We start from the raw sequence: 20,924 nt of genomic DNA, 5'->3' as shown, positions 1-20,924 counted from the left end.
CGCACCCCGCACTACCACGAATCCACATGCGTCTTCTTCACACCTCGGACTGGCATCTGGGCCAGAACTTCATGGGCAAGAGCCGTCAGGCCGAACATCGGCAACTGATCGACTGGCTCGTGGCTCAGGTCGACCTGCACAGCGTCGATGCCGTACTGATCGCCGGCGACATCTTCGATACCGGCACGCCGCCCAGTTACGCGCGCGAACTCTATAGCGATCTCGTGGTGAGTCTGCATGCAGCGGGCGTGGCGTTGCTGCTGCTGGGCGGCAATCACGATTCGGTGGCGACGCTGCGCGAAAGCAGCGCCTTGCTGGAGAGATTGTCCGCGCGCGTCGTGCCTCACGCGGATGCGCCCGAGGCGCAAGTGCGCGTGCTGCCGCTGCGCACGCGCACCGATGGCGTTGCGCAGAAAACGCCGGGCTGCGTGGTGTGCGCCGTGCCCTTCATTCGCGCGCGCGACGTGATGCAAAGCGAGTTCGGCCAGAGCGCGCAACAGAAGCAGCAAACCCTGCAACTGGCGATCCAGGCCTATTATCAAGCGGTTTTCTCGGCCGCCGACGCGCAGCGCAAAACGCTGGAAGCCGAACTCGGCCACGCCGTCCCGCTGATCGCAACCGGCCACCTCACCACCGTCGGCGCGAGTGCGAGCGAATCGGTGCGCGAGATTTACGTGGGCGCGCTCGAAGCGTTTCCCACCAGCGCATTTCCGCCCGTCGATTACATTGCGCTGGGCCATATTCATCGTCCGCAGAAAGTGGGCGGTCTGGCGCACATCCGCTATAGCGGCTCGCCAATTGCCTTGAGTTTCGATGAAGCCACCCAGCAGAAGGAAATGCTGCTGGTCGATCTGGGCGAAGCGGGTCTGGAAGCCGTCACGCCACTGCCGGTGCCCGTATTCCAGACGCTCATCGCGCTCAAGGGTAATCTCAAGACGCTGCCCGCAGCATTTGCGCAGGCCGCGCAGCACGCCACGGCCGAGTGCCCCGCGTGGATCGAAGTCACCGTGGCCGAAGACGACTATCTGGCCGATCTGCCCGCGCGCATCCAGACCATGATCGAAGGCCTGCCCGTGGAGGTACTGCGCATTCGACGCGAGCGCGGCAACGCGCGCGCGCAGCTATCCGCCGATACCGGCGTGACGCTCGACGAACTCGATCCCCTCGACGTGTTCGCGCGCCGTCTTGCGCACGAAACGCTCGACGACGATATCCGCGACGCGCTCACCACGCGCTACAAGGCCGTGGTCGCGTCCACCGTGGAGGGCGAGGCATGAAGATCCGCAGCCTGCGCCTGAAGAATCTCAACTCGCTCAAAGGCGAGTGGCAAATCGATTTCACCAGGCCGCCCTTCGCCGATAACGGCCTGTTCGCCATCACCGGGCCCACGGGCGCGGGCAAATCCACGCTGCTCGACGCGATCTGTCTCGCGCTCTATCACGAGACGCCGCGTTTGAAGACGGTTTCGGCGTCGGCGAACGACATCATGACGCGCCACACCGCGGATTGCCTCGCGGAAGTGGTGTTCGAAGTCAAGGGCGAGGTGTATCGCGCATTCTGGAGTCAGCGCCGGGCGCGCGATAAGGTCGATGGCGCATTGCAGTCGCCCAAGGTCGAACTCGCAACCGGCGACGGCACGATCCTCACCACGCATATCAACGACAAGCTGCGCCGTGTGACCGAAATCACGCGTCTGGATTTCCCGCGCTTCACGCGTTCGATGCTGCTGGCGCAGGGCGGTTTTGCGGCGTTTCTCAACGCCACGGAAAACGACCGCGCGGAATTGCTCGAAGAACTGACCGGCACGGAAATCTACGGCGAAATCTCGCGCCGCGTGTTCGCGCGGGCGGGCGAAGCGCGCGATGCACTCAAGCAGTTGCGCGCGAAAGCCGAGGGCATGGAACTGCTCGATGCGCAGCAACGCGCAGCGATCGAAGCGGAAATCGGCAACTTGACGGGCCAGTTGAGCGCCAGCGCGGCGCAGACCAAAACGTTGCACGCGCAACAACAGTGGCGGCGCGAACTCGCGCAATCGGAAGCCGATACCCAGACCGCACTCGCGCGCGAAGCCACGGCCGCGGCGGCGCTCGCAGCAGCCGCGCCGGAACTGGCGCGGCTCGCGGCGAGCGAGCCCGCCGAAGTGCTGCGTCCCGTGCATCTGCACGTGCAGCAAAGCGAAGCGGCCTGCCGTCAATCGGATGCCGATCTCGCTGCGCTACGCCGCGAGCGCGCAGAGCGTTTGAGCGCGCAAAAGCAGCATTACGGCGCAACGGCCACGCTGGCCGGGCGCATCGTGCGCGAGATCGACGCGCAACTCGCGCGGCTCGAAGCCGAGCAACGTCAACTGGACGGCTGGTGTGCGAAGAACGCGCATCTCGCGCAGCTTGGCGAGCGCGTTGGCGCGTGGCGTCAGCAATTCGAGCAGCGCAAACGCACGGCAACGGATATCGCCACGCGTGCAAAACAGCTTGCCGATGGCGAGCAGCAGCAGCACGAACAACGCGCGCAGATCGAGCAGCACGCCGCGACGCTCGCGTCTGCCGAACGTGCGAAAGCCGAAGCGGATAGCAGCCTCCAGACGCTGCAAAGCGCGCAGCAAACGCGTCTTGCGGGGCAAACGCTCGCGCAGTTGCGCGAAAGCTGGCACACAGGCCAGGCCGCATTGACGTGCTGGCAGCAACGGGAAAGCGTGGCCGGGCGCAGGCGCGCACTCGCCGATGAAGAGAAAACGCTGGCTGCATCGCTCGCGCGTACGCAAGGCGACATCGGCGCTAAAGAGGCGGATGCACAGGCGCTTTTGCAAGCGCACGCGCAAAGTCAGTCGCGCGTGGAGGACAAGCAGAAGCTGCTCGAACAGGAGCAGATGATTCGCAGCCTCGCGCAACATCGCGCGCAGTTGCAGCCAGGCGATGCGTGCCCGTTGTGCGGGTCGCACGAACATCCGGCTATCGACGCGTATCGCGCGCTCGATGAATCCGCCACGCAGGCTGCGTTGCAGGCGGCACGCGCCGAACTGCAGGCTTGCGCGCAGCGGGTGAGCGCAAACGAGCAGGCGTTGTCGGCGCTGCGCGCGACCTTGACGCAGCAGGCCACGCAGCATGAAAAGCTCGCGGCGCGTATTGCGCAGCAACGCGAAGAATGGGACGCGCTCGCGACGCCATCCATCGCGGCCGATGCGTGGCAAGATGCCGATGCCCTCGTTGCTGCGCGCGAATCGGCGGCGCAGGCGGCCCAACAGATCAAGCAGCATCTGGACGCCGCCGAACAGGCGGAAGAAGCGCTCGCCCGCGCGCGCGAAGCCAGCACGCGTTGCGCCGATACGCTTCAGGCTGCGCGCGCGCGTGCCGATCTGCTCGCGCAATCGCTCAAGAATCTCTCGAAGCGTGGCGAAGAAATCGCACAGGAACGTGCAGCGCTGCAAGCAGCGCACGAGCAGGAATCCGCTGCATTGCTCGATGTATTGCGCGCCAGCGGCTATACGCTCGACGCCCTGCCTGAAGACGCGGCCGCATGGCTGCAAACACGCGACGCGCAATGGCGCGAATGGCAGCAGACGCAACAGCGCCTGCAATCGCTCGCGCAGGACCAGGTCCGCCAGCGCGGTCAATGCGATACCGCACGCGCGCAATGGCAGACGTGGCGCGAGCGCTGCGCCAGCATCGGCGTGGAAACGGTGCAGGCTGCGCCAGCGCGCGACAATCTTACGGCATCCTTATTTGATGACGAGGAAGAGGACGGCGAAGCATCGCCCGAACAATTCGAAGCCAGCGCCACCCGCGCCGATGCACTGACACGCGAACTGGCCACGATCGACGGTCAGCTCACGAATCTCGAACGCACGCTCGCGCAACAGCGCACGGCCTTCGACGAAGCCACCCAGGCGTGGCAAACCGCACTCGCGCAAAGCCCGTTTGCCGATCAGGCGCAATTCCTCGCCGCCCTGCTGCCTGCGGACGAACGCAAGCGCCTGCAAACCCTCAAGCAGCAACGCGAGCAGGATCAGCAGACCGCCAGCGCCATGCTGCACAGCGCGCGCGAAAAGCTCACGCGCCTGCAAGCCGTCGAGCCGCCGGTGCGCTCTGACGCCACGCTCGAAACGCTCACCGAACAACTCGACGCGCTGGAAAAAGAAAGCGCCACGCTCAACGAACGTCTGGGTCATCAGCGCGGGCTGTTGACGCGTGACGCGCAGCAGCGCGAAAGCCAGCGCGCACTGTTCGAGCAGATCGAAGCCCAAACACACGATGCCGATCTCTGGCAGCGCCTGGATTCGCTGATCGGCTCGGCGAAGGGCGACAAGTTCCGGCGCTTCGCGCAAGGTCTCACGCTCGATCATCTGCTTGCGCTCGCGAATCGCCATCTGGATCGCCTGCACGCGCGCTATCTGCTGCGCCGTAAATCGACGGGCGAACTGGAACTGGAGATCGTCGATGGCTGGCAGGCGGACGCCACGCGCGACACGCGCACGCTCTCGGGCGGCGAGAGCTTCCTGGTGAGTCTCGCGCTGGCGCTGGCGCTATCGGATCTCGTGAGCCACAAGACGTCGATCGATTCGCTGTTCCTCGACGAGGGCTTCGGCACGCTCGATGGCGATACGCTCGAAATCGCGCTGGACGCGCTCGATACGCTCAACGCGAGCGGCAAGATGATCGGCGTAATCAGCCACGTCGAAGGCTTGAAGGAGCGCATCGCCACGCAGATTCGCGTGGAGAAAGGCGGCGGCATCGGCCATTCGCGGCTGGTGTTCTAAACCGCCGCGCGCCGCGTTTCAGGGCTTGTTTTCAAGGCCCGCGAGGTGATCGAGCATCACACCGCCGATCGCCTCTTCGCCACGCGCGACCAGCGCTTGCGCCGCGCCGCGAATGTCGCGCGCCTCCTTGTTCTGGCCAAGCTTGCGCTTGCCCACGAGGCGCGTGATTTCGATCTCCAGCCCGACGATAGCCTTGAGCATGGTGTCGAGATAATCGGTGGGCGCGTCGCCCATTTTCCAGGGCTTCGGCTCGCTGGCTTCGTGCGTGCGCGTGAGGCGCGCCACCACGCCGCGCACGAATTTTTCATCGTCGCGAATGCGGATGCGGCCATGCGCGTGCACGACCACGTAATTCCACGTGGGCACCTGGCGATGCGTTTCGTGCTTGCTGGGATACCACGTCGGCGAAATATAGGCGTCGCCGGCGCGGAAAATCGCCAGCACTTCGTCGCCGTCTTTCACGTCCTGCCAGAGCGGATTGGCACGCGCCACGTGCGCGTGCAGCGTGCCCAACGTGTTCGGGCCGCCCTCATTAGCAAGGAGTTCGAAGGGAATGTGATTGGCGTCCAGCCCGCTCGCGCCGTGGGTGACCAGCGTGCCGAACGGGTGCTGCGCGATCAGCGCGTGCAGGACTTCGGGACGGGATTCGTCGAAATGGGCGGGGACGTACATGGCGGCTCCACGATGCGCGGGTGGGGAAGCCATGATTGTCGCGCTAAAGCGCGATCGGTTGTAGAGCCAGCGGCGCGCGCAAACGGGGAACCAGAATGCGTCCGCCGCGCCCCGCCGCTTTAGCCCGCCAGTTCCACCTCGACGCGCTGCAGCGCGCGAAACGGTTCGAGCATGTCTTCGGTCGCGCTTGCCGAGGTAATCAGCCGCCAGTCGCGTTCGAGCGGCGTCCAGTGCTGCTGGCGCGCGCGGCCGAGTTTGTCCGAATCCGCCAGCACGATCACCTGCGCCGCGCGCCGGATCATGCAGTCCTTGAGCGAGGCCTGCTGCGCGCTCGCTTCGCACAGACCGAAACCGGCCACCACGCCATCCGCGCCCAGAAATGCGGTATCCACGCTCACGCGCGACAGCAGCAGTTCCGCCAGCGGCCCGAGCGTGCTCATGCTCGAACTGCGCAGATCGCCGCCGAGCAGCGTGACTTCGATACCCGGCGCGTTCGCCAGTGTGGTCACGGCCAGCAGATTGTTGGTGATCACATGCAGGTCGCTGCGCGTGAGCAGATGGCGCGCGAGCGCGGCGCAGGTGGTGCCGCCGTCGAGCATGACGGTGTCGCCATCGCGCACATGGGCCGCTGCGGCCAGCGCGATCAGTTCTTTCTGCTCGCGCTGCGCGGCCTTGCGCTCTTCGAGCGACGCTTCCGGTTCGTGCACGCCTACCAGCGCCGTCGCGCCGCCGTAAGTGCGCACGAGACGGCGCTGCTTGTGCAGCACCGCCAGATCGCGGCGAATCGTGGCCTCCGACACGCCCAGCGCCTCCGTCAACTGTTCGACGTTGGCCTCGCGCGTTTGCACGAGTTCGAGAATGGCGCGGTGACGATCGGAAGCTTTCATTGCATAAGCGGTGGCTGAACGGACCCGGCGATCTTACACGATGGCGCGAGCCCGTCCGCTCGCCTTATCGGCGAAACGCCATTAGCGGCGCGTGGCCAGTTCCGCGCCCTGACGCAGCGCTTCGAGCATGCTGCCTTCGTCCACCACGCCCTTGCCCGCGATATCGAACGCCGTGCCGTGATCGACCGAGGTGCGGATCACTTCCAGACCCACCGTCACGTTCACGCCCGCTTCGAGACCCAGCACCTTCACCGGACCGTGGCCCTGATCGTGATACATCGCCACCACGAGGTCGAAGTCGCCGCGGCCCGCGCGGAAGAACAGCGTATCGGCGGGCAGCGGGCCGGTCACGTCTAGACCGCGTTCCTGCAGCAGCTTCACGGCGGGAATGATCTTCTCCTCTTCCTCGCCATAGCCGAACAGACCGTTTTCGCCCGCATGCGGATTGATCCCGCACACGCCGATGCGCGGCCGCTCGATGCCCGCCTTCACCAGCGTGGCGTTGCCGCGCTCGATCGTACGCTGCACGAGGCCCGGCTCGATCTTGCGGATCGCGTCGATGATGCCGATATGCGTCGTCACGTGAATCACGCGCAGTTGCGGCGCGACCAGCATCATCGACACTTCTTCGACGCCCGTGAGGTGCGCGAGCATTTCCGTGTGGCCCGGATACTTGTGACCGCCCGCGTGCAGCGCTTCCTTGTTCAGCGGCGCCGTGCAGATCGCGTCGATCTGCTTGCCCTGCGCGAGTTCGACCGCGCGCGCGATGTACTGGTACGCAGCGTCGCCCGCCAGCGGGGAAAGCTGGCCGAACGGCAGATCGTCGGGGATCAGGTTCAGGTCGATCACGTCGATGATGCCCGGCTCGTAGCGCGCCTCGGACGGATCGTTCACGCGCCGCACCGCGAGTTCCAGCCCGCAGATGGCGATCGCGCGTTCGAGGCGGCGCGCATCGCCGATCACGACCGGACGGCACTGCGCGTAGACCGTCGCATGCGTGAGACTCTTCGCGACCACCTCGGGGCCAACGCCGGCGGCGTCGCCCATCGTGATGCCGATGACGGGGATGTAAGTGCTCATAAATTCCTCAATGGTGCTTGCGTGGCGTCGGTGCGCGGCTCGTTGTGAGTCGCCGCGCGCCGCTCATGCCTGTGTCGGCTTGTGTTCGGTTGGGGTGTTTGCCTGCTCGCGCAGATGCCGCCAGGCGGCGTAGAGCGCGTCGTCGGTGCCGAAAGCGCCGGCCTTGGTGACCACTGCAGGCCGATGCGCGGGTGGCGTCTGCGCAGTCTGCGCATGCGGGCGCGCGACGGCTACGCCCGCTTCGATTTCGGCGATCAGGCGCAGGGACGCAATGCCGGCCGCGTCGAGCATCGCGCGCGCCGTCTCGCCGCCCGTGGCGATCAGACCGCCGAGCGTGGCGAAATGCGGCGCGACCAGCGCGGCCAGCATCGCCGAAAGCTGCGCGCCTTCGGCGGGATCGAAAGCGTCGTCGCGGCCGATGCGCAGGAGCAGATCGGCGTGCGCCGCGCCGTGCGTCGTGTCGTGCGTCGTGCCGTGCGCCATATCGAGCGCCGCGCCGATGCGCGCCAGCCACTGCGACCAGTGCGCGTGCGACCGACCGGCGCGCAGCACGTCCGGCGGCACGACGAGTTCGACGAGACCCACGCGCTCGCGCAGTACCGCGCATTGACGCTCGCCCACGGCGGACAGACTGCCGACCATCACGAGAATCGGGCCGGGCGCGCTGCCGCCGCGGTCTTGCTGGGCGTTATCGGCAACGGCATCGGCATCGGCATGGCTTGCGGCGCACGGCGGATCGAGCGTCGCCAGTTCGCGCGCGAGTCCGCCCGAGCCTACCCAGAAGAACGGCGTGTCGAGTTCGAGCGTTGCGCCTGCGAGCGCGCGCAGATCCGCGGCGCTTTGCGCATCGACGATCAGCGCCTGCGCGCCGTCCGTGCCTTCCGCGGCGATCAGCGCCACGCGGCGCGACAAGGCGCGCGCATCGTCGTGCAGCAGCGCGGCGTTGAAGCGCTCGCTTTTGAGGCCCGCTGCCGCCAGCATCGCCGCCATATCGGCGTTGCGGCCCGCATGTTCGAGCTGCCAGGTTTCGGTCTGGTCGAGCGGCACGCCATGCACGAGCAGCGCGCCGCCGCGCACCGTGCGGCCCGTCGCCGGAAACGCGGGCGCGACGATCGCCAGACCCGCCTGCTTCTGCAAGGCCGCGACTTCGGCGGCCCAGTTGCCGCGCAACGTCGAGTCGATCTTCTTGTACAGCCGGCGTTCGCGACCCAACGCAGCCGACGCGTGCGCGGTGCGCGCAGCGGCATCGGCGGGCGCGAGGCGGCGCGTGTCGGTGTCGGCGGCGATCACGTCGGCGTCGTGCGCGGCCTGGGCTTCGTCGAGCGTCACCACCGTGCGATGGCCCGCGTTCGCGAAGCCGATCGCGCAATCGGCGGCGCCGGAAAGATCGTCGGCGATGATCAGCAACTTCATGGGGCGAGCCTCTTGCCTTCGCAAGCCTGTGCGCTGTTCTGCATGCTGTTCTGCGCGCGATTGTGCTTCGCTTCGCGCGCCTGGGCGCGTTTCGCGGTCCAGGCCGTGAGCACCGGCGAGGCAATCGCCGTCACCACCACGCAGGCCGCGACCAGCAGCGTCGCGCTTTGCGCCGCGTGTTCGTAGACTGGATTGGCCGCCGCGACCAGCGCCGGCACGGCGGCGGCATTGCCCGCCGTATTGGCGGCCGCCACACCGGCCACGCCCGTGCCGCCGGTCACGCGATCGGCGAAATACAGCGGAATGCCCGTCACGATCACGACCGCCACGCCCATACCGATGCCGAGCAAACCAGCCTGCCAGACCTTGTGCAGATCGAGGCCCGCACCCAGCGCGAGCGCGAAAAACGGAATCATCACCGGCACGGCGCGCGCGAGGAAAGCGCGCATTTCGCGGTCGAGATTACCGAGCAGCATCCCGGCGCACAGCGGCAGGATGCTGCCCACCAGCGTCTGCCACGGAAACGCGGAAAGACCGGCCACGCCCAGCGTGACCATCGTGAGAAACGGGCCCGACTCCAGCGACATGATGGTGTACGCGCCCACGTCTTCCGAGCGGCCGTACTGGCCCATCAGCGCCATGTAGAGACCGCCGTTGGTGTCGTTCATGGCCGCGACCACGGCCAGCGTGGACAGCCCCGCGAACAGACCCGAAGCGACCGGCTGCTCGCCGAGGAAATGCCCCATCAGCACGCCGACGATGATCGCCGCGCCCACCTTGGTGACGAACAGCGCGCCGCCCTTCTTGAGCAGATAAGGCGTGGCTTTCACGTCGATACTCGCGCCCATGCAGACGTAGAACACCGCGAGGATCGGCAGCGCGCCGGTGAACAGGGCATTGGTGAACGAGCCGAAGAACTTCGGCAGGCCGGGCACGAAGGTCGCCACGAGCGAGCCGACCAGCAACGGCACGATCATCATGCCGCCGGGAACGCGCTCGATCGAACGCTTGATAGGAATCTGGGCCATGCGAGTCTCCTCAATGATGATCCGATCGGCGCACGCCTTGGGCCAGCGTGATCGCTCTGGTGGTTTTGATCGGTTTGCTCAATGTTTTGATTGAAACGATCATGGCGCAGTGTAAACGCGTGCGCAGGATTGCGCAATTCAATCATTTGTGTGATTGAAACGATCAAAATGGGGACGGTTGGAAGCACGATGGCTGGCCGGTGGGCGGCGCGGCACGGGCAGCCCAGGCACGATCGCGGCGAAAGCCTGATCGGGTTGGAACGGGAAATGAGCGGAATGCGCGTCTTTTTCAGAACTACGGGCGCATTCGAATGCGCAGGCGCGCCGATGCGCCTGCGCCGAAGTCTGCGATACCGTGCCAGTCAGAACGCAAAGGCGTTGCGCGCTGTGGCCGCTGCGTCCGATTGAACGTCGGCGCCATTGAGGATCTCCAGCAAACGCGCCACCCGGCTGCGCTGCGTCGCCACCAGATCGTAAGTGGATTCCAGCTTGTGCAGACGCTTCTTCCAGTATTCGCCGTCGATGCCGCGCGGCGAGTGCGGCAACTGCGCGGCTTGTGCGCGGCTCATGTACTGCACCATGCGCTCGACGTGATCGAGTTCGGCATCGGCGAGGTTGGCTGGCAGGCGGCCGCCGTTCGCAGGGCCGCAAGAGGAGTCTTTCGGGTTGACACGCATGGTCTTGCTCGCTTTTTTATTGGCTTGCTAGCTGTCCGGATTGCCCGGAAAAACGCCCGCGCGGGTCGTCCAGCTCTTCCCCGGACCCGTTCGCGACGCGTGATGGACCGGCTGCCTCGCAAGGATCGGCGGGCGCCCGTATGTATTCCTGCTTTTCTCCCATTTGTCTGCTGACAATAACCGCCTTCGCGCGGCGCGCTTGACCGTACGTCTCAGTTTTTCATCGGCGTTCAATATTGGGGATACATCATCTCGGCATCGGCAACGCGCCTCGCTTCGCGAACGCATTGCGCCAACTCATTGCGCCCGCAACGAATTCACGCGCGAGGCTCGGCGTTATTTCCAGATCCGCAATGCATTACGTCGTGAGATGGAACAAAACCGCGCCGATGTCATGCGCCCGCCGCGTATCGCCCGAGGAGACTGGCGTTGCGCGAATCCCGCCGTTTCGATTTCACGCGGCGCACGCGCGGCAAAGCGGAATACAGGGTTTTTGTCGGGTTTTTTTCGGGTTGCCTCGTGCGGAACGCGCTCATAGAATCGGAACGACTCAAAGAGGCGGCGAGCCGCCCATAAAGAAGACAGCATCAGGAGGACGATCCATGACGACCGCGCAGCACGCGCTTTATCGAGCGGGCGCATGACGCCAATAAGGGAGAGACACACCATGGACGATACGCTGACGACATCGGCGCAAACCGTGCTCGGCGATCTCTGCACGCCGCAATTCGTGCGCGGCGTGGAGCTGACGCAGGACCGCCGCGCCGGACGCGAACTCTGGCGGCAACTCGAAGCGCTCGGCCTGCTCGACGCGCTCGTGCCGGAAACGCTGGGCGGCGCCGATCTGCCGCTCGCGCAGGCTGCGGGCGTGCTGTTCGCGTTCGGCCAGCACGCCTTGCCGCTGCCCGCCGCACACACCATGATCGCGCGCCATCTGCTCGCGGCCGCCAATGTGGCCGCGCCGCGCGGGCCGATTGCGCTCGCCATCGCCGATGCCACGCAACGTTCGGCCTTCGTGCCCTACGGTCAGGTCGCCGATGCCGTGGTCGTGGAAACCAATACCGGCACCTGGCTGGTCGCGCTCAACGCTTCCTGCGTGGAAAAACATGGCGATGCCCTCGACGCCACCGTGCGCTTCGACACGCGCGTGGCGCAGCCGCTGCCCGCGCGCGGCATCGCGGAACTGGGCGCGATCGTGACCGCCGCCACCATGGCGGGCGCGATGCAGCGCGTGCTCGACATCAGCACTGCGTATGTCAACGGCCGCGCGCCGGCCAGCCGCACCTGCAGCACCTTTCTCGCGCTCGAGCGCCAGTTGAGCGTGATGGCCGGACACGTGGCCGCCACGCGCGTGGCGGCGGAACAAGGCTGCGCCGCGCATCGCAGCGGCGAGCAGCGCATCGCCAGTGCCATCGCCAAGGCGCGCGCCAGCCGCGCCGCGCCGCTGGTGGCCAATGGCGCTTATGGGCTGATGGGTTCGGTCGGCAATGCGGCGAAGGTCGATCTGCAACTCTTCACGCGCCGGCTGCACGCGCAACGGCTGCAATACGGTTCGGAGTCGTTCTGGGATGAAGTTGTCGGCACGCATGCGCGCGATCAACGCGCGGGCATGAACGACGACGTGGTCGGGATTTTCGATGCGCTCGACGAAGTCGCGACCTTGAGGCCGGGCTTGCGGTAGTCCATCCGCGCTCGTTGCGCTTGCCGCCGTGGAAAACGCGCCTCGCTTTCGCAGGCGCGTTTTGTTTTTCAGGCGTCGCGATCAGAACTCGAAGTCGTCCGTGCGCGCCAGTCGCACAAACGGCCCATTGAGCGTGCGATTGTGATGCTCGACGATCTCGCGCGCCTTGAGCGACGGCGTATCCATCGTGGTGTGCGCGTCTTCGATCAGCACGGCGCGCAGGCCCAGATCGAGCGCGGCGCGGCAGGTCGTATCGACGCAATATTCGCTCTTCATACCCACGATCGCCACCTCGCTCACGCCCGCTTCGGCCAGTTGCTGCGCGAGACCGGTGCCGACGAAGCAGCTCGGCCGCGTTTTCGCAAACACCGTGTCGCGCGCCGGGTCCACATCGAGATCGGGCAGCAGTTGCGTCAGCGCGCTATCGGGCGCGAGCGGCGAACCGGCTGGCCCGGTGTGGCGCGCGGCGTAGATCGGCGCACCCGCCTCGCGCGCCCGCGCGATCAGCGTGTTGATGTTGGCGAGCACGCGCGCGCCTTCGTGCGGCGCCGGGCTGGCGTTGAACAGACCGAGCTGCATATCGACGATCAGCAGGGCGCGGCGGGGCGCGAGAGGGTCTTGCATGGCGTTTCTCCTTCGATTCCTCGTTGTTGCCGGTACGGAAGCGAGGGCGAGAGAAACGACAAGGCCCCGTCCGTTACCGGCGGGGCCTTGGGGTGGATGCGCTTGATAGCGTTGAACCGTGCTCGCGTCTCGACCTCACGACCCGCCAGAAGCGGTCGTGGTGGTCGTAGTCATCGCGCTGATCGCGCGGGCGAGTGAAAAATGGCTCATGCGGACAATCATGCGGTACGTCCCCATCACCCGTCAACGGTCGATCCGGCGCGCATAAGCGCGCCACGATTGCGTTCGATCGAACCGGCAAGTCCAGATTCCCGTCCTAAGCGGCTTCGATCACCACATCACACGGCAAACAGGGCGCGACAAAGCGTCGCGATTCTCAAAAAAATGAGACTGCCGTCTTAAATTCTTGTTTTGCATCAAATGTCGAAGCTAGAATGCCGGGTTTGCCGCGCGGCGCACAGGGTTAGTCCTGGTTGCGCCGCCCTCATCCCGACGAAGGAATCCGACATGAAAGACCCACTCAGCCGCGACCGCGAGAGTACCGGCCGCGCCGACGAGGCGGCCGAATCATCCAGCGAAGCCGTGCTCGTTAGCGCACTCGCCCGCGGCATCCGGATTCTGCAGTGCTATTCGATGGGGGCGTCGGAGCTGTCGGCGCGCGAACTGGTCGAGCGCACCGGTCTGCCCAAGCCCACCGCGCTGCGCCTGATCAACACGCTCTGCGAATTCGGCCTGCTGCGCTATTCGGAGCGTATTTCGAAATACGTGCTGGGCACGGAGATGGTGAGCCTCGCCGCGCCCGCGCTCGGCCGCATGACGATCCGCCAGATCGCCCGGCCGATGATGCAGGAACTGGCCGATTATTGTCAGGGCCAGGTGAAGCTCGCGGTCGGCCATCGGATGAATCTGGCCTACACGGAAGTGATCCAGGGCGCGGGCAGTTCGGTGTATCGCGCGGAAACCGGCACGCGCGTGTCGCTGTCGCGCACGGCGGCGGGCCGCGCGTATCTGTGGACCGTGCCGCCCGCGGCGCGCGAACTGTATCTGCAGGACGTGCTCACGCGCGATCCGGTCAAGGGCGAACTGCTGGCGCAGCGGCTCGCGCAGGCGCAGCAGCAGTTGCGCGAATCGGGCTGCACGGTGTCCTACGGCGACATGCAGCGCGAGATTCACTCCGTCGCGATCCCGCTGGTCTCGCCCATCGACGATGAATACTGGGTGTTCAGCTGCTCGATTGCCGTGTTCAATCTCGGCGACAACCAGTTGATCGACGATATCGCGCCGCGTCTGATGTCGCTGGTGCGGCGGGTGGAATCGTCGCTCGGCAGCATGCGCGGCGCCGCGCACGAGCTGGACACGCGGCCGTGGAACCTGGCCGCGATTTAAGGCGCTCAACACACCACATTCAGCGCTGTGTATGCGGCAAGGCGGCTGTTCAGCCGCCTGCCAGCGCAGCGTTTCAACCCGCTGCGACTTCAACCGCAGCGACCGGCGGCGCGGGCTCAGTCGCCGCCGCGCCCAAGAGGCTCAGCTTGCCGCTCGCCACCAGTTGCGCCAGCGGCACGGGGCGGCCCAGCAGGAAGCCCTGCACTTCGTCGCAACCCTCGCCCGCCAGCAGATCGAGCTGATCCTGCGTTTCGATGCCTTCGGCCAGCACGGGAATCCCCAGACTCTTGCCCAGCGCCAGCACCGCGCGGATGATCGCCGTCGCCTGGCGGCTCGATTCGGCTTCGCTCACGAAAGACTGGTCGAGCTTGATCTTGTCGAATGGGAACGAGCGCAGCGTATCGAGCGACGAATAGCCGGTGCCGAAGTCGTCGAGCGCCAGGTTCACGCCCAGTTCCTTGATGCGTTGCAGCGTTTCGAGCGAGCGTTCGCGGTCGGCGAAAATCGTCGATTCGGTCAGTTCGAGTTCGAGACGCGATGGCGGCAGCCCCGTTTCGGCCAGCACTTCGGCCACCAGCGAAGGCAGATCGTCGTGCGCGAACTGCACCGGCGAGAGGTTCACGGCCACCTTGCAGGGCGGCTGCCACGTCACCGCGCGCGAGCACGCTTCGCGCAGCACCCACGCCCCAATCGACAGGATCAGGCCGTTCTCTTCGGCCAGCGGAATGAACACGCCCGGCGAAATAAAGCCCTGACGCGGATGTTCCCAGCGCAGCAGCGCTTCGTAGCCGCAGATTTCGCCGCTCGCAATCGAGGTCTGCACCTGGTAATGCACGCTCAACTGCCCGCGCGCGAGCGCGTCGCGCAGATCGGCGGCGAGCGAGCGGCGCGCGCGCGCCATTTCGTCCATCTTCGGCTCGTAGAAACACACCGAGCGCGTGAGGTCGGCCTTGGCGCGGTACATCGCCAGATCGGCGTTATTGATCAGCACGGTCTGCGTGGTGGCGTCGTCCGGGTAGATCGCCACGCCCATGCTCGCGCCCGAGATCACTTCCCAGTCGTCGTAGCGGATCGGGCGGAACAGCGCCGCCTCCAGCCGATGCAGAAAGTCGTCGAGCGCTTCGCGGCGCTGGAAGCGGCGCAGCGCCACGAATTCGTCGCCGCCCACGCGTGCGACGAATTCGTCGTCGCGCACGAGGCTCTTGAAACGCAGCGCGAGGATGCGCAGCACTTCGTCGCCCGCGTGGTGGCCGCGCAGATCGTTGATGTCCTTGAAGCGGTTCAGGTCGATGCCCACCAGCGCCAGCTTGCCGCCATGCGCGGCCGTGCGTGTGATTTCGGCATCGAGGCGTTCGTTGAAACCGGCGCGGTTCGGCAGGCCGGTGAGCATGTCCGAAAGCGCCATGGTGCGCAGATGTTCGACCGATTCGGCACGCACGCTGTCGTCGAGCAGATAACTGACGAGGCCCGCACCGGCGATGATGAAGGCCATGCCGGCCACCGCCAGCGCCAGCGCTTCGAGCGCGGCGGAATTGGCCACGTGCGGGTCGATGGCGAGCGGCTCGATCTGGAACGCGCTCATGCCGATGAAGTGCAGCGTGGCGATGGCCGTCGCGAGCAGCGCCGCGACCGCAGCCACCTGAGCGCGCGCGCTGGGTGCGTTGCCCTCGCCGCCCTCGGAGTTGAGGGCGGGCCGGCGCGAGGCGCGGTCGAACGCGAGCGCGCCGAACACCACCGAAAACACGATCGAGACCACCAGATACGGACGGTTCCAGGTGACGATGCCCTCGACGCGGTACGCCGTCATGCCGGTGTAGTGCATCAGCGAAATGGACAGCCCGACCAGCGCGCCGCCAATCGCCGGCGCGGCGCGCGTCATGCCGCTGCACGCCACGAAAATGCCGAGGAAACTGCCGCCCAGCGCGATCAGCAGCGAAACGATGGTGAGCACGGGATCGAAACTGACCGGCACGCCCGGTTCGAAGCCGAGCATCGCCACGAAATGCGTGCACCAGATCGCCACGGCCGCCGTGGTGGCGGCGAGGAATTGCCAGCCCGCGCGCTGCATGCCGCGCGTGGCGAACGCCCGCCGCACGAGGCGCGCCGTCACCCACGAACCCGTGCCGCAGATCAGCACGGCCACCAGAACGAGCCACGGATTGTGCTTGTAGACGATGCAGCCCAGCACGTTCATCACGGGAAGGCCTCCTTTGAGCCTGAATAGTTGAGTGACGCGGTTGATTTACGCGGCTTATTAGCTACGCGCGAAGGGCCGCGACGATACCACGACACAATGTCGCCGCGCTGCGGCCTCGGCCCGGCAATCCGGGAAGGCACAGGGCGGCGATAAAAATGGGAAATACGGAGCAGGCCGGCCTCGCGCGGTGCGAACGCAGCCCGTTCGCCAGTCTACGGCACGTATGCGCCATAACTTTATAAAGCCCTTATTTATTCGAGTATTTGCAAACGTTTCACGAGCTTTCTTAGACGATTCGGCTGGATTTTCTGGCGATGGCGGAGAAAAACATCAGTGCGGGCTTCGCGCAACCCGGCGCGCCTGCAGCGAAAAAGACGCTGATCTTCTTCAACCGCCAGCGCGCCGTTCAGATCGGCAAGAATCAGAAGACTTCGGTGGAAGGCGCCAGCGTCACGCGCGTAGCCAACGCGTTGAGCGCGATGGCGTGAATCATCTGGCTGACCGTCGTGCAGGCGTCGCTGAGCACGGTCACTTTCTGGTAGTCGTCCGCGCGGCGGGACAGCGCCGTATGCGTCACGCAGTTCTGCGTCATCATTCCGCACAGGATCAGTTCGTCCACGCCCAGGCGCTGCAAGGTGTCGTGCAGCGTGGTGCGCTCGAAGGCATCGGCGAACTGCTTGACGACCACGGGCGCGTCGGGCGCGGCGGCCTGGATGCGCGCATGCGTTTCCACGCCGACCGTGCCCGCGTTGAAGAACGGCGAGTTGCCTTTGGCGGCATCGGCGACGTGCTGGACGTGGATCACCGGAATACCCTTCGCCTGCGCGCGGCCGATCGCGCGCTCGACCACGGCGAGCGTCGCGTCGGCGTTCCAGAGCTCGAACGCGCCGCCGGGGAAGTAGTCGTTCTGGAGGTCGATGACGATCAGCGCGGGTTGGCTCATGCAAATGCTCCTGTTCTTCAGTGAGTGTCCGTGAGTGGGCAGAAAATGCGCGTTGACTGAACCACGACAGCTCGATGAGCGCGCGGCGCACCATTGTTTCCGGGACGCAGCGGCAAAGCAAGCTGCGCGATGCGAATCCTCGCAAACCCGCCGCGCCCTTCGCGCAATCACCAATAGCACGATCGTTCTATTTCGGTGTAGTCTGGCGCTCTTCCTCGTCACCTATTTCGCGAGACCGCCTGCCATGTCGCTGATCTTCTCCCGCCGTGACCTGAATTTTCTGCTGTATGAATGGCTCGATGTCGAGCGCCTGACGCGCATCGAACGCTACGCCGATCACTCGCGCGAAACCTTCGACGCCGCGCTCGACACCTGCGAGAAGATCGCCACCGACCTGTTCGCGCCGCACAACAAGAAGAACGACCAGCACGAGCCGCATTTCGACGGCGAGACCGTCACCATCATCCCCGAGGTGAAAACCGCCCTGAAGGCGTTCTGCGAAGCGGGCCTGATGGCGGCGGGCCAGGATTACGACTACGGCGGCATGCAGTTGCCGCTGGTGGTCGAAAAAGCCGGCTTCGCCTGGTTCAAGGCGGCCAACGTGGGGTCGAGCGCCTATCCGTTCCTGACCATCGGCAATGCGAACCTGTTGCTCAAGCACGGCACCGAACAGCAGATCGAGACCTTCGTGAAGCCCGAACTCGAAGGCCGCTACTTCGGGACGATGTGTCTTTCGGAGCCGCAGGCCGGTTCCTCGCTTTCGGACGTCGCCACGCGTGCCGATTACGAAGGCGAATCCGCGCTGGGTGCGCAATATCGTCTGCGCGGCAACAAGATGTGGATTTCGGGCGGCGAGCACGAGCTTTCCGAGAATATCGTGCATCTGGTGCTGGCGAAGATTCCCGGCCCGGACGGCAAGCTCATTCCCGGCGTGAAAGGCATTTCGCTCTTCATCGTGCCGAAGTACCTCGTCAACGAAGACGGCTCGCGCGGCGAGCACAACGACGTCGTGCTCGCGGGTCTCAATCACAAGATGGGTTATCGCGGCACCACCAACTGCCTGCTGAATTTCGGCGAGGGCACGAAGTACGCGCCGGGCGGCCGCGCAGGGGCGATCGGCTATCTGGTGGGCGAGCCGCACAAGGGCCTCGCCTGCATGTTCCATATGATGAACGAGGCGCGCATCGGCGTCGGTCTGGGCGCGACGATGCTCGGCTACACCGGTTATCTGCACGCGCTCGATTACGCGCGCAATCGTCCGCAGGGACGCGGCATGGGCGCGGCGGGCAAGGACCCGGCCTCGCCGCAGATCAAGCTGGTCGAACACGCGGACGTGCGCCGCATGCTGCTCGCGCAGAAAAGCTACGTGGAAGGCGCGCTCGCGCTGAACCTCTGGTGCGCGAAGCTCGTGGACGAAGCCAGCGCCATCGACGACGATGCCGCGCGCGAACCGCTCACGCTGCTGCTCGACCTGCTCACGCCGATTGCGAAAAGCTGGCCGTCGCAATGGTGTCTCGCCGCCAACGATCTGGCGATCCAGGTGCATGGCGGATACGGCTATACGCGCGAGTACAACGTCGAACAGTTCTATCGCGACAACCGCCTCAATCCGATTCACGAAGGCACGCACGGCATTCAGGGCCTCGACCTGCTGGGCCGCAAGGTGACGATCAAGGACGGCGCCGCGCTCAAGCTGTTCGCGCAGCGCGTGCAGGCCACGCTCGATCGTGCGCGCTCGAATGGCGAAGCGCAGGACGCCGCGCATGCCCGCGCGCTCGACGCGGCGCTGGCGCGACTGACCGAGGTCACGCGCGCGCTGTGGGCGGCAGGCGACCCGAATGTGACGCTGGCGAACGCTTCGGTGTATCTGGAAGCGTTCGGCCACGTGGTTGTTGCATGGGTCTGGCTCGAACAGGCGCTGGCCGCGCGCGCGGCGCTCAAGCACACACAAGGCGACGACGCCGATTTTTATCGCGGCAAGCTCGCGGCGGCCACGTACTTCTTCGCATGGGAATTGCCGAAGACCTCGGCGCAATTCGATCTGCTCGCGTCGCTCGATCGCACCACGCTCGACATGCAGGACGCGTGGTTCTAAAACACAACGGCGCGCTGTTTCAAAGGCAGCGCGCCGTTATTCGTGACCTGCGGTTTTACGCTTAACCGCCCTGCTTTTCGAAACGCCTCAGCAATTCGTTGCCGCGCGAATTGGCCGAATCGAGCGCCTGTTGCGGCGTCTTGCTGCCGGTCCAGACCTGTTCGAGTTCCTCGTCCACCACCGTGCGAATCTGCGGCATGTTGCCCAGACGCAGGCCCTTCGTATAGGGCAGCGGCGGCTTGTTGAGCATCTGTTTGGTGGCCGTATCGGCGCCCGGATGCGTGGTGTAGAAGCCTTGCTTGCGCGCGAGATCGTAAGCCGCGGTCGTCACCGGCAGATAGCCGGTATCTTCATGCCACTTCGCGGCCACCGCAGGCGAAGTCAGATAGGCGAGAAACTTCGCAACGCCTTTGTAGACCTCGGGATTCTTGCCCGCCAGCACCCACAGACTCGCCCCGCCGATCATCGCGTTCTGCGGCGCGCCTTTCACGCTCGGGTCGTACGGCATCATGCCGGTGCCGAACTGGAATTTCGCGTACTTCTGCACATTGGCGAGCGCGCCCGACGATCCCATCATGATGCCGCAGTCGCCGCTATAGAACTTGGCGGTAGCTTCGTCCTTGCGGCCCACATAGGTGAAGGTGCCGTCTTTCGCCATCTTCTGCAGGAAGGCGATATGCGCAACCTGCAGCGGCTTGTTGATTTCGAGTTCGGCGTCTGCGCCGTCGAAACCATTGTTGCGCGTGGCGATCGGCGCGGCCTGCCAGGCGCTGTAGTTTTCGATCTGAATCCAGCCTTGCCAACCGGTCGTGAAGCCGCAGGTCAGGCCAGCGGCCTTGAGTTTTGCGGCATCGGCGGCGACTTCGGGCCACGTTTTGGGCGGCGCATCGGGATTCAGGCCAGCCTTTTTAAAGGCGTCGCGATTGTAATAAAGCAGCGGCGTGGAGCTATTGAACGGCATCGAAACCAGATGACCGGTTTTCGCGTCGCTGTAATAGCTCGCGACGGTCGGCACGAACGCCTTTTCGTCGAACGGCACGCCAGCATTTTTCATCACGTCGTACACCGGCACGACGGCTTTTTTCGCCTGCATCATCGTGGCCGTGCCGACTTCGTAGACCTGCAGGATCGCGGGAGCGTCGCCGCTGCGATAAGCGGCAATGCCGGCCGCCAGCGTCTGATCGTAAGTGCCCTTGAAAACCGGCACGATCTTGTACTCGCTTTGCGAAGCATTGAATTGCTGGGCGATTTCGTTCACGCGCTCGCCCAGTTCCGATTCCATTGCATGCCAGAACTGGATTTCAGTCGGCGCGGCGTGAGCGGCCGGTGCGGCCAGAACGCCGCCCGCACACACCGCGGCGGCGGCGATCATGCGCGCGGCATGGCGCAGTGCAATAGATGGTTTCGTGCGCAACTTCTTGTGCTGTCTCATCGGGCTCTCTTCCCTGGCAGGATGTCGATACGGGATGGCAAAAAGCGGTTGTGAAGCGG

General features: G+C 65.4%; 15 protein-coding genes. 5 read left to right on the top strand and 10 right to left on the bottom strand.

Features of this window, described 5'->3' with window-relative positions; translation table 11 throughout:
• Positions 1-26 precede the first annotated feature (26 nt).
• Positions 27-1,277, top strand: a complete 1,251-nt coding sequence (gene sbcD / locus G3N59_RS21100; protein ID WP_205984567.1) for an exonuclease subunit SbcD — start codon at positions 27-29, stop codon at positions 1,275-1,277.
• A complete protein-coding gene (locus G3N59_RS21095; RefSeq protein ID WP_205984566.1) occupies positions 1,274-4,750 on the top strand; it encodes an AAA family ATPase in 3,477 nt (1,158 codons plus the stop codon). The genes sbcD and G3N59_RS21095 overlap by 4 nt, the downstream gene beginning before the upstream one ends.
• 18 nt (positions 4,751-4,768) lie before the next feature.
• Here the strand turns inward: G3N59_RS21095 and G3N59_RS21090 are convergent, their stop codons facing one another.
• The 6 genes from G3N59_RS21090 to G3N59_RS21065 form a co-directional block, all read right to left on the bottom strand.
• Positions 4,769-5,422, bottom strand: coding sequence for an FMN-binding negative transcriptional regulator (locus G3N59_RS21090; protein WP_205984565.1), 654 nt, complete (start codon positions 5,420-5,422; stop codon positions 4,769-4,771).
• 119 nt (positions 5,423-5,541) lie between these two features.
• Positions 5,542-6,309 (bottom strand): DeoR/GlpR family DNA-binding transcription regulator, encoded by a 768-nt coding sequence (locus G3N59_RS21085; RefSeq protein WP_205984564.1) that lies wholly within the window; start codon positions 6,307-6,309, stop codon positions 5,542-5,544.
• An 81-nt stretch (positions 6,310-6,390) separates the two neighbouring features.
• Positions 6,391-7,389 carry a 4-hydroxythreonine-4-phosphate dehydrogenase PdxA gene (gene pdxA / locus G3N59_RS21080; protein ID WP_205984563.1) on the bottom strand — a complete coding sequence of 333 codons (999 nt, stop codon included), beginning with the start codon at positions 7,387-7,389 and terminating at the stop codon, positions 6,391-6,393.
• 63 nt (positions 7,390-7,452) lie between these two features.
• Complete coding sequence (locus tag G3N59_RS21075; protein WP_205984562.1) at positions 7,453-8,802, bottom strand: four-carbon acid sugar kinase family protein; 1,350 nt, start codon at positions 8,800-8,802, stop codon at positions 7,453-7,455.
• On the bottom strand, positions 8,799-9,830 hold the full coding sequence (locus G3N59_RS21070) for a 2-keto-3-deoxygluconate permease (RefSeq protein WP_241023682.1): 1,032 nt from the start codon (positions 9,828-9,830) through the stop codon (positions 8,799-8,801). The genes G3N59_RS21075 and G3N59_RS21070 overlap by 4 nt, the downstream gene beginning before the upstream one ends.
• A 362-nt stretch (positions 9,831-10,192) precedes the next feature.
• Positions 10,193-10,507 carry a hypothetical protein gene (locus G3N59_RS21065; RefSeq protein ID WP_205984561.1) on the bottom strand — a complete coding sequence of 105 codons (315 nt, stop codon included), beginning with the start codon at positions 10,505-10,507 and terminating at the stop codon, positions 10,193-10,195.
• A 667-nt stretch (positions 10,508-11,174) separates the two neighbouring features.
• On the opposite strand from G3N59_RS21065, the gene G3N59_RS21060 reads away from it, so the two are divergent.
• Positions 11,175-12,188 carry an acyl-CoA dehydrogenase family protein gene (locus G3N59_RS21060; protein ID WP_205984560.1) on the top strand — a complete coding sequence of 338 codons (1,014 nt, stop codon included), beginning with the start codon at positions 11,175-11,177 and terminating at the stop codon, positions 12,186-12,188.
• 81 nt (positions 12,189-12,269) lie between these two features.
• Here G3N59_RS21060 and G3N59_RS21055 read toward each other — a convergent pair whose 3' ends face one another.
• Entirely contained in the window at positions 12,270-12,812 is a 543-nt protein-coding gene (locus G3N59_RS21055; RefSeq protein WP_205984559.1) for a cysteine hydrolase family protein, read from the bottom strand.
• A 507-nt stretch (positions 12,813-13,319) separates the two neighbouring features.
• Between G3N59_RS21055 and G3N59_RS21050 the strand changes: the two genes are divergently transcribed.
• Entirely contained in the window at positions 13,320-14,198 is an 879-nt protein-coding gene (locus tag G3N59_RS21050) for a helix-turn-helix domain-containing protein (RefSeq protein ID WP_205984558.1), read from the top strand.
• Positions 14,199-14,271: 73 nt separating this feature from the next.
• Here G3N59_RS21050 and G3N59_RS21045 read toward each other — a convergent pair whose 3' ends face one another.
• Both G3N59_RS21045 and G3N59_RS21040 read right to left on the bottom strand, forming a co-directional pair.
• Complete coding sequence (locus G3N59_RS21045; RefSeq protein ID WP_241023703.1) at positions 14,272-16,392, bottom strand: EAL domain-containing protein; 2,121 nt, start codon at positions 16,390-16,392, stop codon at positions 14,272-14,274.
• Positions 16,393-16,816: 424 nt separating this feature from the next.
• A complete protein-coding gene (locus G3N59_RS21040) occupies positions 16,817-17,338 on the bottom strand; it encodes a cysteine hydrolase family protein (protein ID WP_205984556.1) in 522 nt (173 codons plus the stop codon).
• Positions 17,339-17,582: 244 nt separating this feature from the next.
• On the opposite strand from G3N59_RS21040, the gene G3N59_RS21035 reads away from it, so the two are divergent.
• Positions 17,583-19,433, top strand: coding sequence for an acyl-CoA dehydrogenase (locus tag G3N59_RS21035; protein WP_205984555.1), 1,851 nt, complete (start codon positions 17,583-17,585; stop codon positions 19,431-19,433).
• 61 nt (positions 19,434-19,494) lie between these two features.
• On the opposite strand, the gene ugpB is transcribed toward G3N59_RS21035, so the two are convergent.
• Positions 19,495-20,865 carry a sn-glycerol-3-phosphate ABC transporter substrate-binding protein UgpB gene (gene ugpB, locus G3N59_RS21030; RefSeq protein ID WP_346777911.1) on the bottom strand — a complete coding sequence of 457 codons (1,371 nt, stop codon included), beginning with the start codon at positions 20,863-20,865 and terminating at the stop codon, positions 19,495-19,497.
• Between the last annotated feature and the right edge of the window lie 59 nt (positions 20,866-20,924).

This window comes from Paraburkholderia sp. Ac-20340 (assembly GCF_017104965.1).
Lineage (GTDB): Bacteria > Pseudomonadota > Gammaproteobacteria > Burkholderiales > Burkholderiaceae > Paraburkholderia.
Note: the sequence above shows the minus strand (reverse complement) of the source record. Positions and strands in the feature narration are given on the sequence as shown.

Coding starts and splice junctions, on each gene's coding strand:
- G3N59_RS21075 (WP_205984562.1), bottom strand. CDS start 8,802: ATGAAGTTGCTGATCATCGCCGACGATCTTTCCGGCGCCGCCGATTGC.
- G3N59_RS21070 (WP_241023682.1), bottom strand. CDS start 9,830: ATGGCCCAGATTCCTATCAAGCGTTCGATCGAGCGCGTTCCCGGCGGC.
- G3N59_RS21050 (WP_205984558.1), top strand. CDS start 13,320: ATGAAAGACCCACTCAGCCGCGACCGCGAGAGTACCGGCCGCGCCGAC.
- G3N59_RS21095 (WP_205984566.1), top strand. CDS start 1,274: ATGAAGATCCGCAGCCTGCGCCTGAAGAATCTCAACTCGCTCAAAGGC.
- G3N59_RS21085 (WP_205984564.1), bottom strand. CDS start 6,309: ATGAAAGCTTCCGATCGTCACCGCGCCATTCTCGAACTCGTGCAAACG.
- G3N59_RS21060 (WP_205984560.1), top strand. CDS start 11,175: ATGGACGATACGCTGACGACATCGGCGCAAACCGTGCTCGGCGATCTC.
- pdxA (WP_205984563.1), bottom strand. CDS start 7,389: ATGAGCACTTACATCCCCGTCATCGGCATCACGATGGGCGACGCCGCC.
- G3N59_RS21045 (WP_241023703.1), bottom strand. CDS start 16,392: ATGAACGTGCTGGGCTGCATCGTCTACAAGCACAATCCGTGGCTCGTT.
- G3N59_RS21065 (WP_205984561.1), bottom strand. CDS start 10,507: ATGCGTGTCAACCCGAAAGACTCCTCTTGCGGCCCTGCGAACGGCGGC.
- G3N59_RS21035 (WP_205984555.1), top strand. CDS start 17,583: ATGTCGCTGATCTTCTCCCGCCGTGACCTGAATTTTCTGCTGTATGAA.
- G3N59_RS21090 (WP_205984565.1), bottom strand. CDS start 5,422: ATGTACGTCCCCGCCCATTTCGACGAATCCCGTCCCGAAGTCCTGCAC.
- G3N59_RS21055 (WP_205984559.1), bottom strand. CDS start 12,812: ATGCAAGACCCTCTCGCGCCCCGCCGCGCCCTGCTGATCGTCGATATG.
- ugpB (WP_346777911.1), bottom strand. CDS start 20,865: ATGAGACAGCACAAGAAGTTGCGCACGAAACCATCTATTGCACTGCGC.
- G3N59_RS21040 (WP_205984556.1), bottom strand. CDS start 17,338: ATGAGCCAACCCGCGCTGATCGTCATCGACCTCCAGAACGACTACTTC.
- sbcD (WP_205984567.1), top strand. CDS start 27: ATGCGTCTTCTTCACACCTCGGACTGGCATCTGGGCCAGAACTTCATG.